Here is a 12,978-nt window from a genome sequence, read left to right on the forward strand (position 1 = left end):
GTCTCCAGCGGCCACCGAGAGGCAGCACATCCGTGACTGACATAGAGAAGACGGCCGGGGAGCAGGGCACTCCCCCGGCCGGCCCGGAAGCCATCAGGGCCATCCCGGTGCGGCACTACGGACGCTATGTGTCCGCCGTCGTCGCCATCGCGATCCTCGTCGCGATCATCAACGCCTTCAGCCAAGGCAAGATCAACTGGCATGCGGTGCCGGAGTACTTCTTCGACCACCGGATCATGACCGGTGTCAGCAAGACGCTTCTGCTGACGGTCCTGTCGATGCTGATCGGCATCGTCGGCGGTGTCGTCCTGGCCGTCATGCGGCTCTCCAAGAACCCGGTGACCTCGTCCATCGCGTGGTTCTACATCTGGTTCTTCCGCGGCACCCCGGTCCTGGTCCAGCTGTTCCTGTGGTTCAACCTGGGCCTGGTCTTCGAGTACATCAACCTGATGCCCTTCTACAAGGACTACTGGTCGAACTTCATGACGCCGCTGCTGACGGCGCTGCTCGGCCTGGGTCTGAACGAGGCGGCGTACATGGCCGAGATCTGCCGGGCGGGTCTGCTCGCGGTGGACGAGGGCCAGACCGAGGCGGCCCAGGCGCTGGGCATGAGCCACGCCAGGACGCTGCGCCGGGTGGTCATCCCGCAGGCGATGCGGGTGATCGTGCCGCCGACCGGCAACGAGGTCATCAACATGCTGAAGACGACCTCGCTCGTGGCGGCCGTCCAGTATCCCGAACTGTTCCGCTACGCCCAGGACATCGGCCAGAACTCCGGCGCCCCGGTGGAGATGTACTTCCTGGCCGCGGCCTGGTACCTGATCATGACCTCGGTGCTCAGCGTGGGCCAGTACTACATCGAGCGGTACTACGCCCGCGGTTCCAGCCGCAGCCTCCCGCCCACCCCGTGGCAGAAGGTCAGGGCGCATCTGACGACCTTCTCCAGCAGGAAGGTCATGGCATGAGCGACAAGCTGAGCAAGCAGGACCCCGTGGCCGCGGGCACCACCGCGATGGTCCGGGCGGAGGGCGTCCACAAGTCGTTCGGGCATGTGGAGGTGCTCAAGGGCATCGATCTGGAGGTGCGCCCCGGCGAGGTGTTCTGCCTCATCGGCCCCTCGGGCTCGGGCAAGTCCACCTTCCTGCGGTGCATCAACCACCTGGAGAAGATCAACGCCGGGCGGCTGTACGTCGACGGCGAGCTGGTCGGCTACCGCCAGAAGGGCGGCAAGCTGTACGAGCTCAAGGACAGCGAAGTCGCCATGAAGCGCCGGGACATCGGCATGGTCTTCCAGCGCTTCAACCTGTTCCCGCACATGACGGCGCTGGAGAACGTCATGGAGGCGCCGGTCCAGGTCAAGGGCGTGGCCAAGGCCGAGGCACGGGAGCGTGCCGGGCAGCTCCTGGAGCGGGTGGGCCTGGCCGACAAGGCGGGCAACTACCCCTCGCAGCTCTCCGGCGGCCAGCAGCAGCGGGTGGCGATCGCACGGGCGCTCGCGATGGACCCCAAGCTGATGCTGTTCGACGAGCCGACCTCGGCCCTGGACCCGGAGCTGGTCGGCGACGTCCTGGACGTCATGCGCGACCTCGCCGAGTCCGGGATGACGATGGTCGTCGTCACCCATGAGATGGGCTTCGCCCGCGAGGTGGGCGACAGCCTGGTGTTCATGGACGGCGGTGTCGTGGTCGAATCCGGCCATCCGCGGGACGTGCTGACGAATCCGCAGCACGAGCGGACCCAGTCGTTCCTGTCGAAGGTGCTGTGACCGGCCGCGAGACGAACGCAGAGGGAAGGGGCGGTGCGTGCACCGCCCCTTCCCTCTGCCCTGCCCGTCCGAGGGCCTACTTCACGGCGAGGACCAGACTGTCCGACGGAGAGCACCACACGGGCCTGGCCTCGGCGAAGCCCTTCTCCCGCAGGGTTCGCGCGTGCCAGTCGGCGGAGGGCATGTCGCCGTCGGCGTGCTCGCCGTAGATCTCGAAGCGGCGGGCGGTCGGCTCGGCGAGCACCGGGTCCTTCGCCGCGACCTGCCACCACTGCGCCCAGTCCAGGGCGCCGTCCCGCTTGGCCTGATCCATACGCGCGTGCCGCTGGGCGCGCTCGGCCGCGTTGATCCGGGGCGTGCTGTCGTCGATCATGTGGTCCGCGTTCATGAACACACCGCCGTCGCGCACGAGTTCCGCGATCCGGCCATAGAGGTCCGCGAGGGGTTCGCTGTGCAGCCAGTGCAGGGCCGTCGCGGTCAGTACGGCGTCGTACGACTCGTACGGCAGCTTCGCCGCCCAGTCGGGGTCCTTGAGGTCGGCGGTCACGAAGGAGACCCGGTCATCGCCGTCGAAGGTGCCGCGCGCGATGGCGAGCAGCGCCGGGTCGAGGTCGACACCGGTGCTGGTGGCCTCGGGGAAGCGCGCCAGCACCCGGGCGGTGATGCTGCCGGTGCCGCAGGCGAGGTCGAGTACGCGGGGCGCCGTACCGACGAGGGCCTCGACCATGTCGAGCATGATCCGGAAGCGGTCCTCGCGGTCGGGCATGTACCACTCCTGCTGCCGGTCCCAGCTGTTCTGCCAGGCCGCCCAGTCGGTTCCGGTACTCGTGGTCATGGAGCCCGCCTTTCCCCTCGCTCGCGTAATACCCTGGATGCACGATCGACTGTTACCCGACCGCTGGTACGACGATAGAGCGCCCCCGTAAGGACTACAAGTGGAACTGGCCTATTACTCGGATTACGCCGTACGACTCGTCAACACCGAGGAACCGACCCGGGGCAAGGACTGCCTGACCTCGGTCGAGGCCATCCGTGACCTCTTCGGCGTCAACGCGTCCGCGGCCCGCCGCGCCACCGACGCCGATGTCACCCGCTTCCGTTCGGTCCGGGCCCGGCTGCGCTCGGTGTTCGAGGCGGCCGACGGGGGCGACGAGACGCTGGCGGTGGACCTGCTGAACTCGCTGCTGCTGGAGTTCCCGGTCAGCCCCCAGATCTCCGGCCACGACCACCGGGACGAGGACGACCGTCCGCTGTGGCACATGCATCTGGCCGACCACCCCTCCAACGCCACCGCGGGCTACGCGGCGATCGCGGCGATGGGTCTCGCCTTCCACCTCACCGAGTACGGCGTGGACCGGCTCGGCCTGTGCCAGGCGGCCCCCTGCCGCAACGCCTACCTGGACACCTCGACCAACCGCTCCCGGCGCTACTGCTCCGACCGCTGCGCCACCCGCGCGAACGTGGCCGCCTACCGGGCCCGCAAGCGCCTGGAGGCCGACCGGTCGCCGAGCAGCGGCCGCACCGCCGATACGGCCCAGCCCAGTACGGCCAGCGGCGAACGCTGACCGGCCCTGAACGGCCGCACCCGCAGCCAGGCCCGCCCCAGCACCAGCTCCTGCGGCACCACCCCGTAGTCAGTGCTGTCGCCACCCGCGTACGGGTTGTCCCCGAGCACCCACCAGCCGCCCTCGCGCCGCTCCACGGCCCGCTTGACCACCAGCAGGTCCTGCTGGAACGGATGCCGCAGGACGACGATGTCACCGGGCCTGACCGTGCCGCCGTACCGCACCAGCAGCTGATCGCCGTGCTGGAGCGTGGGCACCATGGACGGCCCCGTCACCTCGGCCAGCCCGAACGGCGCGGGCGGCCTCCCCCGCTCGCTCTCCTGCGACAGCTCCGGCATTCCCGGCACCTCCCCGGTCCGATCCTCCACCAGTTCTCAGTCTGACCCCGGACTTTTGTCCTAAGCCCTAGGGGGCACTCGGGAAAACCGGTCCCTCAGGGAGTAATGTCGCACCTGAGAAGACGATCACGAGGAAGGAATGCTCCATGCTTTCCCGCCTGTTTGCCCCCAAGGTCAAGGTCAGCGCCCACTGCGACCTGCCCTGCGGCGTGTACGACCCGGCCCAGGCCCGCATCGAGGCGGAGTCGGTCAAGGCCGTCCAGGACAAGATGGCCGGCAACGACGACCCCCACTTCCAGGCCCGCGCCACCATCATCAAGGAGCAGCGCGCGGAGCTCGCGAAGCACCACGTCTCCGTCCTCTGGAGCGACTACTTCAAGGCCCCGCACTTCGAGAAGTACCCCGAGCTGCACCAGCTGGTCAACGACACCCTGAAGGCCCTCTCGGCCGCCAAGGCGTCCACCGACCCGGCGACGGGCCAGAAGGCGCTCGACTACATCGCCCAGATCGACAAGATCTTCTGGGAGACGAAGAAGGCCTGACCTTCTCTCCCGCCGCAAGGGGGCCCCGTCGGCATGTCCGGCGGGGCCCCCTTGTACATGGGCGGCACCACGGCCCGTGCGCTTCACGGATACCTCGCGGGAGGGCCGGGGGTCGCGCCCGGCAAGGTCACTCGGTATGTCCTCGGCCAGCGTCTCGGCCGCCGCGGCCGGGGCGTCGATCGCGAGATGCGCCTCAGCAACCGGCGCCGCAGCGCGGGTCCGGACCAGCCCGCGGGCAGCGCGCCGGGCTCCGCCGACCAGCCCTCGATCATCAACGCGGCTTCGGACAGGCGTAGTGGCGCGCGTGCAGCCTGCGGCGCAGCCGGGCATGGTGGCGCGGGTCGGCCGCCAGCAGTTCGGCACTGGCGCGGGCCACCGCTCGGGCCCGTGCGCCGAACGCCTCGCGCACACGGCGCAGGGTGCGGCGCGGATTGGTGCGCAGCACGGTCAACGACAGCAGCAGCACCCAGTCCGTCGCGACACCGACCGCCGACAGCAGGGCGGGCAGCATGTACGGCTTCGCGCCGAGGAACGCGGCGAAGAAGTAGCCCAGCCGTAGAAGAAGAAGGCCATGCCGAAGCGGCGCACGAAGACCGCCATGAACATCACGGCGACGAAGCCGCACAGCATCAGATCCGTACGGCCGGCCACCGCGACGCCCGCGAGCATCCCGATGCCGACGGCCGGCGGGAAGAAGACGGCGGTGCGCACCTTCGTCCAGACACCGGTGCCGGACAGGGCCATGCGCAGCCGGTTCAGCCCGGGGTCCGAACCGACCACCCTGTCCCGCTATTCCGCGCAGCGCGGCCACTTCTCGGTCCACCCGTGTCCACTCCCCCCAGTGATCCATGCGCAACTTCGAGCTGCTGCACCGGCGTACCGTTGTCCACGACCGTCTCGACCGGGCGCAGTATCTGCTGCTGCGCCCCTTCAGCGACGGCGGCCCGATGACCATCACCACCCTTGCCTGCACCCTCGGCCTCGACCCCGCCACCGCGGGCCGGCAGGTCTCCGCGCTCACCGCCGCCAGCCTGGTCGAGAGCACCGCCGACCTCGCCGACCGGCGCCGCCGGGTGGTCACGCCGCCCGCGGACGGGCTGCGCGAGATGCGGGTCGTACGGGACCGGCGCACCGAGAGCCACGCCGAACTGCTGGGCGACTGGGGCCCGGAGGAGCTGCGGGCGCTGGGCACCATGCTGGACCGGTACAACCGGGCGGTCACCTCGCGCTACCTCCTCACGCCCCCGCAGAGGCAGCCACAAATGCCTCCACAGGGACGGCGACCCGCGCAAGAACGGCGGATCCCACCGAGACCCCGGCCGCCCCGAGTCACCGACGGCGTCCCTCACCGCAGCCCTCACGGCGGCTCCCTCACGGCCGGAGCCCCGTCACGATCCGGTTGATCACCGCCGCCGTCTCCAGTTCCTCCAGCGAGAACTCCCCCAGCGCCTCGCCGAGCCACCGCTTCCCCGTGGCCTCGGCGCGTGCGACCGCCTCCCGGCCCTCCCCGGTGGCCCGCGCCCGGCGCGCCCGCTGGTCCCCCGGCTCCCGGGTGGTGGCGACCAGGCCGCCGTCCTCCAGCCGGCGCACCTCGCGGGTGACATGCGGGGCGTTCACCATCAGGGCCTCGGCGAGCTCGCCCACCCGCAGGGGTTCCGGCGACGCCGCAAGCACCCTCAGCACCGCGAGGGACGCCCGGTCCACCGAGACCCCGGCCTCCCGGCGCAGCCTGCTGTGCGCGCGGTTGCCGGTCATGGTGTACGCGAGCGCCGAGAGCGCGGTGTAGAGGCCGTCCAGGGCCGCCCGCCCCTCGGGCTCCATGGGGTCCACCCGTCGGTCCATCCACCGATCATGTCGTACGGTCCCAGCCCCCGGCGGAGGCCGCGGCCGGCAGCTCGTAGGCGTGTGGGGGCTGTCCTGCCAGAGCCGGATGGCCACCTCCGGCTTCACGGTGAGCACGCCGAGCACCTTCTCCTCGGCCGTACCCGCCTCCGCACCGGAGGGAATTCTGTGAATTCCGCTGATTCCGCTCAGTGCAGCCGGGGCACGATCAGGTAGATGCCGTAGCCCACCACCACGGCGCAGGCCAGGAAGCACAGTCCCGCCTGGGCGCGGGCCAGGGTGGTGGCGGGGCCCGTGCGGCGGTCGGCGGCGCGGGAGAGGCCGAGTACACCGAGGGTGAAGACGACGACCACGGCGACGGTGACGCCGAGGCTGACCGCGGCGACCCGGGCGAGGGCGGACCAGTCGATGTGCATGGCGGACTCCCGGGATTCAGACGGCCGAGCCGATGCCGGTGGGGGTCTGGGAGCGGAGGGTGACCTCGTGGTCGTCGTTGACGTTGTCGGCGTGCACCGGGTTGCGGCGGGAGATGACGACGACCCCTAGGGCGAGCGCCAGCGCCACCAGGGCGACGACGACCGTGCCGATGTTGCCGCCGTGCTTGACCACGCTCGCCGCGAGGCCGCCGACCAGCGCGGCGAACGGCAGGGTGATCAGCCAGGCCAGCGCCATCCGCCCGGCCACACCCCAGCGGACCTCCGCGAGCCGGCGGCCGAGGCCCGCGCCGAGGATGCTGCCGGAGGCGACCTGGGTCGTGGACAGGGCGAAGCCGAGGTGGGCGGAGGTGAGGATCACCGCGGTGGAGGCCGTCTCGGCGGCGAAGCCCTGCGGCGACTGGATCTCCGTCAGGCCCTTGCCCATGGTGCGGATGATCCGCCAGCCGCCCAGGTAGGTGCCGAGGCCGATCGCGAGACCGGCGGAGCCGATCACCCAGACCGGCGGTCCGGCGTCATGGCCGAGCGCGCCCGCGGAGATGAGGGTCAGCGTGATCACGCCCATGGTCTTCTGCGCGTCGTTGGTGCCGTGCGCGAGGGAGACCAGGGAGGCGGAGGCGATCTGGCCGATCCGGAAGCCCTTGGTCACCCGGTCCTCGCGGGCGCGCGCGGAGAGCAGATAGGCGAGGTAGGTGGCGGCGCAGGCGGCCACCCCGGCCACCACCGGGGAGACGACGGCGGGCAGCAGCACCTTGCCGACCACCTGCTCGAAGTGCACGCCCTTGGACCCCGCGCCGACCCAGACCGCGCCTATCAGCCCGCCGAACAGGGCGTGCGAGGAACTGGAGGGCAGCCCGGCGAGCCAGGTCGCCAGGTTCCACAGGATCGCCCCGACCAGCCCGGCGAAGATCATCGCGGGGGTGACCAGGGCGTCGTCCACGATGCCCCCGGAGATCGTCCGGGCCACCTCGGTGGACAGGAACGCGCCCGCGATATTGAGAACACCGCTGATCAGGACCGCGATTCTGGGCCGGAGCGCGCCGGTGGCGATGGAGGTGGCCATCGCGTTCGCGGTGTCATGGAACCCGTTCGTGAAGTCGAAGGCCAGCGCCGTCACGATGACGACCGCCACGAGCAACGTGATGTGGTCCATGACTCCAGCCAACCAAGACCCGGCCAATTCCGCGCGAACTGGGAGCGAAAGCCCAGGAATGCCCGGGAGGAGACGGGGTGGGCAAGGCGGCCCGTGATGATCCCGGGTCCGGTGTCGGTGGGCTGTGCCAAGCTGGTGGGCGTGAGTCTGGAGGATCTGCGGCGGCTGCGGCGGGTACGGGACCGGATGGACCGGGAGTACGCCGAGCCGCTCGACATGAGCGAGCTGGCGCGCGATGCCCTGATGTCCCCGGGCCATTTCCAGCGCAGCTTCCGCAAGGCGTTCGGGGAGACGCCGTACAGCTATCTCATGACCCGCCGTATCGAGCGGGCCAAGGCGCTGCTGCGCCAGGGCGACCTCACGGTCACCGAGGTGTGCCTGGCCGTGGGGTGTACGTCACTGGGGTCCTTCAGCTCCCGTTTCACCGAGCTGGTCGGCCGGACCCCGAGCGCCTATCGTGCCGCCTCGCACGAGCCGGCCGCGGTGATCCCCTCCTGCGTGGCCCGCACCTTCACCCGGCCCCGCCGCCGCCCCTACTGATCTTCCGGGGCCGTTCCCGCAGCCGCGCGCGCCGGCCTCCCGAGCGGCTTAGCGTGAACGCATGAACGTACGACTCGCACAGTGCTTCATCGCCGTGGACGACCATGACAAGGCCCTCGCCTTCTACCGCGACATCCTCGGGCTGGAGGTCCGCAACGACGTGGGCTTCGAGGGGATGCGATGGGTGACCGTCGGCTCGCCGCACCAGCCGGACGTGGAGATCGTGCTGGAGCCGCCGGGCGCCAATCCGGACGCCTCCCCCGCAGACCGGCAGGCGATGGCCGAGCTGCTCGCCAAGGGCATGCTGCGCGGGGTCATCCTGGCCACCGACGACTGCGACGCGCTGTGGGAGCGGCTGCGCGAGTCCGGCGCCGACGTCCTCCAGGAGCCGACCGACCAGCCGTGGGGCGTCCGCGACTGCGCCTTCCGCGACCCGGCGGGCAATCTGCTGCGCTGCTTCCAGCGCCCGGCGGCCTGAACTCCCCTGCCGCACGCGGTACTTCACCCCCAGGGCTCCACGTCCACCACGGCGCTCACCGGCAACGGGCCGTAGAGGTGCGGGAATTCCTCACCCCCAGGCTTCACCGGCTCGTACCTCAGCGGCGCGTCGAGCAACGCCGGATCCACCACCAGGACCACCAGTTCGTCCGGGCCGCCGTACCCGCCGTACAGGAACGCGGCGACGGACGGGAGCTGCTCGCGGGTGGAGAAGTGGATGAAGCCCACCTGATCGAGGGTGCGGCCCCGGGTCGACACCTCGTAGGTGCCGCGCTCGCGGGCCGCCTCCCACAGGGAGCGCTCGGTGATGTGGACGATGCGGGACGGTTTCGGCATGGCTTCACGGTAGACGGCGGGCCCCGTGGACTGTGGGGATCCACGGGACCCGGCCGACCGGAGCCCCCGGGGCACCGTGCGGGGTCAGGAGCCGCACGGGCCCGGGGACTCCGGGTCCTTGGGGCCGCCGGACGGACCGGCGGCGCGGACCGCGGCGCTCAGCTGCTGCGCCGGGTCACGAACTCGGCGAGGGCGAGCAGCCCGCCCGCCGCCTCGGGGTCCTGGATCGCCCGGGCCAGTTCCTGCATCGCGCGGGCCATCCGGTCGGCCGCCTCCGTCTGCGCCCAGTCCCGGCCGCCGGCCCGCTCCACGGCCAGCGCGGTCCGCGCTATGCCCTCGCTGTCCCCGGTGATGTACGGCTTTCCGTACAGCGCGGCGAGTTCGGCCGCCGCCGGGGTGCCGGAGACGAGTGCCGCCACCACCGGCAGGGACTTCTTGCGGGCCGCGAGATCGGCACCGGCCGGCTTGCCGGTCCGCAGCGGCTCACCCCATATGCCGATGACGTCGTCGATCAGCTGGAAGGCGAGCCCCGCCTGACGGCCGAAGCCGTCCAGCGCGGCCACTTCCTCGGGCCCCGCGCCCGCGTACAGCGCGCCGAGGGCGCAGGCGCAGCCCAGCAGCGCCCCGGTCTTCGCCTCGGCCATGACGAGCACCTCGTCCAGCGTGACCTCCTCCGGGGCGCGGTGCTCCAGGTCGGTGTCCGTGTGCTGGCCGGCGCACAGCTCCATCACGCAGTCCGCGAGCCGGGCGGCCGCCGGGGCCGCGGCCGGGTGCGGATCCTCGGCCAGCAGACGCAGCGCGAGCGCCTGGAGCGCGTCCCCGGCGAGGATCGCGTCGGCGTCCCCGAACACCGTCCAGGCCGTGGGCCGGTGCCTGCGGGTGGGGTCCCGGTCCATCACATCGTCGTGCAGCAGGGTGAAGTTGTGGACCAGCTCCACCGCCGCCGCGGCCGGTACGGCGGCCGCCCGGGCCGCCGGGCCGCCGAGCGCGGCGGCCGCGGCGAGCACCAGGGCCGGACGGATCGCCTTGCCGGCGTGGCCCGCGGCCGGGCTGCCGTCCACATGCTCCCAGCCGAAGTGGTAGCGGGCGATCCGGCGCATGGAAGCGGGCAGCGACTCGACGGCGGCGCGCATCGCCGGGTCGACCAGGGCCCGGCTCCGCTCCAGCAGCTCCGGCGCCTCCTGCCCGTCGTGCGGGGCGGGGCCCGGGTCGCCGGTCCCCCGCCGCCCCTCCGGTGTGCCGGGGTACGGCACACCGGAGGGGCGTTGTTCGGTCTCCGTCATGGACTCGGCCATGTCTCCCCCTCGCCAGGTCCGCGGGCATCGGCGGATCCTGCCCGGCCGGACGCGTACCCCGAGGGTGTACCCGTCCGGGCGTTCGGGGACACGGCCGCGACGTGCGGAAACGTCACCTCCACCGGCCGATTTCGACGTTCTCCAGCACACCGAGCGCGTCGGGCACCAGGACGGCGGCCGAGTAGTAGGCCGTGACCAGGTACTTGATGATCGCCTGCTCGTTGATCCCCATGAAGCGGACGGACAGGCTCGGCTCGATCTCGTCCGGGAGACCGGACTGCCGCAGACCGATGACGCCCTGTTCGTCCTCGCCGGTGCGCATCGCGATGATCGAGGTGGTGCGCGCCTCGCTGATCGGGATCTTGCCGCAGGGGAAGAGGGGCACCCCGCGCCAGGTGGGGATGCGGTTGCCGCCCATGTCGATGGTCTCCGGCACCAGACCCCGCTTGTTCAGCTCGCGGCCGAACGCGGCGATCGCGCGCGGGTGGGCGAGGAACAGCTTGGTCCCGCGGCGGCGGCTGAGCAGTTCGTCCATGTCGTCCGGGCTCGGGGCGCCGTCGTGCGGCTGGATCCGCTGGTCGTACTCGCAGTTGCTGAGCAGACCGAACTCCGGGTTGTTGATCAGCTCGTGCTCCTGGCGCTCCTTCAGCGCCTCGACCGTGAGCCGCAGCTGCTGCTCGGTCTGGTTCATCGGCTGGTTGTAGAGGTCGGCCACCCGGGAGTGGACGCGCAGCACGGTCTGGGCGATGCTCAGTTCGTACTCGCGGGGCCGGGCCTCGTAGTCGACGAAGGTGTGCGGGATGTCGGCCTCGCCGGAGTGGCCCGCGGCCAGGTCGACGGCCTTCTCGCCGTACTTGTTGGTGCGCTGCTCCGGGATCGAGCGCAGCTGGGCCAGATGGTCGCGCAGGGACTGGGAGCGCTCGGCGATCTGCTCGAAGTCCTGGCGGCTGAGGATCAGCACGGTGCTGGCGGTGTCCGCGCGGACCGTGTACTCCCAGATGGCGTCCGGGTCGACCAGCGCCTGGTCGCCGAAGTAGGAGCCGTCGGCGAGGACGCCGAGGACCGAGTCGTCGCCGTAGGGGCCGGTGCCGATCTTCTCGACGCGGCCGTGGGCGAGCAGATGCACCCCGTCATTGCGGTTGCCGAAGTCGGCGATCACCTCGCCGGGGGCGAAGTCACGCTGGCGGCAGCGCCGGGCCAGCTCGGCCAGCACCTCTTCGTCCTCGTACGACCGCAGGGCCGGGAGTTCGCCGAGTTCGGCCGGGATGACCTCGACCTGGCCTCCGGTCTTGACGAAGGTGATCCGGCCGTCGCCGACGGCGTACGTCAGCCGGCGGTTCACCCGGTATGTGCCGCCCTGGACATCCACCCAGGGGAGCATGCGCAGCAGCCAGCGGGAGCTGATCTCCTGCATCTGCGGAACGGACTTGGTGGTGGTGGCCAGGTTCCGCGCTGCCGCGGTCCCGAGGGACTGCTGCGGCTTGCCCTGATCCGTGCGGAGCTCTTCGCCTACCGACATGTGGAAATGCCCTCCCATGTAATCCACCGGTCGCAACGGGCCGGTCTCGCATCGAGCGTCCCATCACGCACGGTTGCCACGCCATTACCCGAAAGAGGGGGAATGGATCATCGGACTAGTGGGCAGAAAGGGGGACCGTGAAAAAGGGGCCGCGCTCGGGGTGCGGATCCACGAGGTCGGCGAGGTCGGCGACAATGACACCGTGACCAGCAGCGATCCCCTCGCCCCCCGCCTTCCCTCGCCCCTTCGGGAGGTTCGGGACGAGCGGTTCGACCGGCGCGGGATCCGGCTGGTGCTCAAGCGGGACGACCTGATCCATCCGGAGCTGATCGGCAACAAGTGGCGCAAGCTCGTGCCGAACATCGCCGCGGCGGACGGGCGGCCGCTGGTCACCTTCGGCGGGGCCTACTCCAACCATCTGCGCGCCACCGCGGCCGCCGGACGGCTGCTCGGGCTCGCCACCACCGGTGTGGTGCGCGGTCAGGAGCTGGCCGACCGGCCGCTCAACCCCTCCCTCGCCCGGTGCGCGGCGGACGGGATGCGGCTGCGGTTCGTCGACAGGTCGACCTATCGGCGCAAGGCCGAGCCGGAGACGCTGGCGGCGATCCTGCGCGCGGCCGGCGCCGAGGGGGCGTACGTCGTGCCGGAGGGCGGCAGCAACGCGGCGGCGGTGCGCGGCTGTACGGCGCTCGGGGCGGAACTGCGCGGGCACGCCGATGCCGTCGCGGTGGCCTGCGGCACCGGCGGCACGCTCGCGGGGCTCGCGGCCGGACTGGCGAAGGGACAGCGCGCGCTCGGCGTGCCGGTCCTCAGGGGCGGGTTCCTGACGGCCGACGTCGAGGCGTTGCAGGAACGTGCCTTCGGTGGCCGTACCGGCGACTGGTCGCTGGACGACCGCTTCCACTTCGGCGGCTACGCGCGGACCACCCCCGAACTCGACGCGTTCGCGGAGGACTTCGAGCAGCGGCACGGGCTGCCCGTGGAGCGTCTCTATGTCGCCAAGTTGCTCTACGGGCTCGTCGTCCTCGCCGAGGAGGGCGCCTTCCCGCGCGGCACGACACTAGCGGCCGTCGTCACCGGCCGGCCGTTCCCCGAGCCTTAGCGGCCCCGAGCACCGGCGAACCACAGCCCTGGCAGGTCCGAGCCCCGGC

The 12,978-nt window shown here is 71.4% G+C and carries 17 protein-coding genes; 8 read left to right on the forward strand and 9 right to left on the reverse strand.

What is annotated here, in order from left to right; all coding sequences use genetic code 11:
* Positions 1-32: 32 nt before the first annotated feature.
* Both HEP81_RS13690 and HEP81_RS13695 read left to right on the forward strand, forming a co-directional pair.
* Positions 33-965 carry an amino acid ABC transporter permease gene (locus tag HEP81_RS13690; protein ID WP_037660234.1) on the forward strand — a complete coding sequence of 311 codons (933 nt, stop codon included), beginning with the start codon at positions 33-35 and terminating at the stop codon, positions 963-965.
* A 47-nt stretch (positions 966-1,012) separates the two neighbouring features.
* Positions 1,013-1,765, forward strand: coding sequence for an amino acid ABC transporter ATP-binding protein (locus tag HEP81_RS13695; RefSeq protein WP_037660296.1), 753 nt, complete (start codon positions 1,013-1,015; stop codon positions 1,763-1,765).
* 76 nt (positions 1,766-1,841) lie between these two features.
* On the opposite strand, the gene HEP81_RS13700 is transcribed toward HEP81_RS13695, so the two are convergent.
* Positions 1,842-2,600: a class I SAM-dependent methyltransferase gene (locus tag HEP81_RS13700; RefSeq protein WP_037660233.1), complete on the reverse strand. Its 759-nt coding sequence runs from the start codon at positions 2,598-2,600 to the stop codon at positions 1,842-1,844.
* A gap of 100 nt (positions 2,601-2,700) precedes the next feature.
* Between HEP81_RS13700 and HEP81_RS13705 the strand changes: the two genes are divergently transcribed.
* On the forward strand, positions 2,701-3,330 hold the full coding sequence (locus HEP81_RS13705; protein WP_037660231.1) for a CGNR zinc finger domain-containing protein: 630 nt from the start codon (positions 2,701-2,703) through the stop codon (positions 3,328-3,330).
* Here the strand turns inward: HEP81_RS13705 and sodX are convergent.
* Complete coding sequence (gene sodX / locus HEP81_RS13710; protein WP_037660227.1) at positions 3,234-3,668, reverse strand: nickel-type superoxide dismutase maturation protease; 435 nt, start codon at positions 3,666-3,668, stop codon at positions 3,234-3,236. The two genes, HEP81_RS13705 and sodX, sit on opposite strands and share 97 nt — an antisense overlap.
* A gap of 146 nt (positions 3,669-3,814) precedes the next feature.
* Between sodX and sodN the strand changes: the two genes are divergently transcribed.
* Positions 3,815-4,210, forward strand: a complete 396-nt coding sequence (gene sodN / locus HEP81_RS13715) for a superoxide dismutase, Ni (protein ID WP_037660225.1) — start codon at positions 3,815-3,817, stop codon at positions 4,208-4,210.
* Positions 4,211-4,481: 271 nt separating this feature from the next.
* Here sodN and HEP81_RS13720 read toward each other — a convergent pair whose 3' ends face one another.
* The gene (locus tag HEP81_RS13720) at positions 4,482-4,721 is read right to left on the reverse strand and encodes a hypothetical protein (RefSeq protein WP_037660224.1); all 240 of its coding nucleotides are present in this window, start codon (positions 4,719-4,721) and stop codon (positions 4,482-4,484) included.
* Positions 4,722-5,058: 337 nt separating this feature from the next.
* Between HEP81_RS13720 and HEP81_RS13725 the strand changes: the two genes are divergently transcribed.
* Positions 5,059-5,613 carry a MarR family winged helix-turn-helix transcriptional regulator gene (locus tag HEP81_RS13725; RefSeq protein WP_051850452.1) on the forward strand — a complete coding sequence of 185 codons (555 nt, stop codon included), beginning with the start codon at positions 5,059-5,061 and terminating at the stop codon, positions 5,611-5,613.
* On the opposite strand, the gene HEP81_RS13730 is transcribed toward HEP81_RS13725, so the two are convergent.
* The 3 genes from HEP81_RS13730 to HEP81_RS13740 all read right to left on the reverse strand — a co-directional run bounded on the left by HEP81_RS13730 (position 5,582) and on the right by HEP81_RS13740 (position 7,639).
* Complete coding sequence (locus HEP81_RS13730) at positions 5,582-6,052, reverse strand: MarR family transcriptional regulator (protein WP_051850451.1); 471 nt, start codon at positions 6,050-6,052, stop codon at positions 5,582-5,584. The genes HEP81_RS13725 and HEP81_RS13730 overlap by 32 nt on opposite strands.
* Before the next feature lie 188 nt (positions 6,053-6,240).
* Complete coding sequence (locus HEP81_RS13735) at positions 6,241-6,468, reverse strand: hypothetical protein (RefSeq protein WP_037660222.1); 228 nt, start codon at positions 6,466-6,468, stop codon at positions 6,241-6,243.
* A 16-nt stretch (positions 6,469-6,484) separates the two neighbouring features.
* A complete protein-coding gene (locus HEP81_RS13740; RefSeq protein ID WP_037660219.1) occupies positions 6,485-7,639 on the reverse strand; it encodes an inorganic phosphate transporter in 1,155 nt (384 codons plus the stop codon).
* 141 nt (positions 7,640-7,780) lie between these two features.
* Here HEP81_RS13740 and HEP81_RS13745 point away from each other — a divergent pair, with 141 nt between their 5' ends.
* Positions 7,781-8,179 carry a helix-turn-helix transcriptional regulator gene (locus HEP81_RS13745; protein WP_037660290.1) on the forward strand — a complete coding sequence of 133 codons (399 nt, stop codon included), beginning with the start codon at positions 7,781-7,783 and terminating at the stop codon, positions 8,177-8,179.
* A 61-nt stretch (positions 8,180-8,240) separates the two neighbouring features.
* On the forward strand, positions 8,241-8,657 hold the full coding sequence (locus tag HEP81_RS13750; protein ID WP_037660218.1) for a VOC family protein: 417 nt from the start codon (positions 8,241-8,243) through the stop codon (positions 8,655-8,657).
* 23 nt (positions 8,658-8,680) lie between these two features.
* Here the strand turns inward: HEP81_RS13750 and HEP81_RS13755 are convergent, their stop codons facing one another.
* The 3 genes from HEP81_RS13755 to HEP81_RS13765 form a co-directional block, all read right to left on the reverse strand.
* Positions 8,681-9,013: a DUF952 domain-containing protein gene (locus HEP81_RS13755; RefSeq protein WP_037660216.1), complete on the reverse strand. Its 333-nt coding sequence runs from the start codon at positions 9,011-9,013 to the stop codon at positions 8,681-8,683.
* Between the two features lie 158 nt (positions 9,014-9,171).
* A complete protein-coding gene (locus HEP81_RS13760; protein ID WP_037660214.1) occupies positions 9,172-10,308 on the reverse strand; it encodes a family 2 encapsulin nanocompartment cargo protein polyprenyl transferase in 1,137 nt (378 codons plus the stop codon).
* A 112-nt stretch (positions 10,309-10,420) separates the two neighbouring features.
* Positions 10,421-11,827 (reverse strand): family 2B encapsulin nanocompartment shell protein, encoded by a 1,407-nt coding sequence (locus tag HEP81_RS13765; RefSeq protein WP_037660213.1) that lies wholly within the window; start codon positions 11,825-11,827, stop codon positions 10,421-10,423.
* Between the two features lie 202 nt (positions 11,828-12,029).
* Here HEP81_RS13765 and HEP81_RS13770 point away from each other — a divergent pair, with 202 nt between their 5' ends.
* Positions 12,030-12,929, forward strand: coding sequence for a 1-aminocyclopropane-1-carboxylate deaminase/D-cysteine desulfhydrase (locus HEP81_RS13770; protein WP_037660288.1), 900 nt, complete (start codon positions 12,030-12,032; stop codon positions 12,927-12,929).
* The last annotated feature ends 49 nt before the right edge of the window (positions 12,930-12,978 follow it).

It is taken from the genome of Streptomyces griseofuscus, from assembly GCF_014673495.1.
Lineage (GTDB): Bacteria > Actinomycetota > Actinomycetes > Streptomycetales > Streptomycetaceae > Streptomyces > Streptomyces murinus.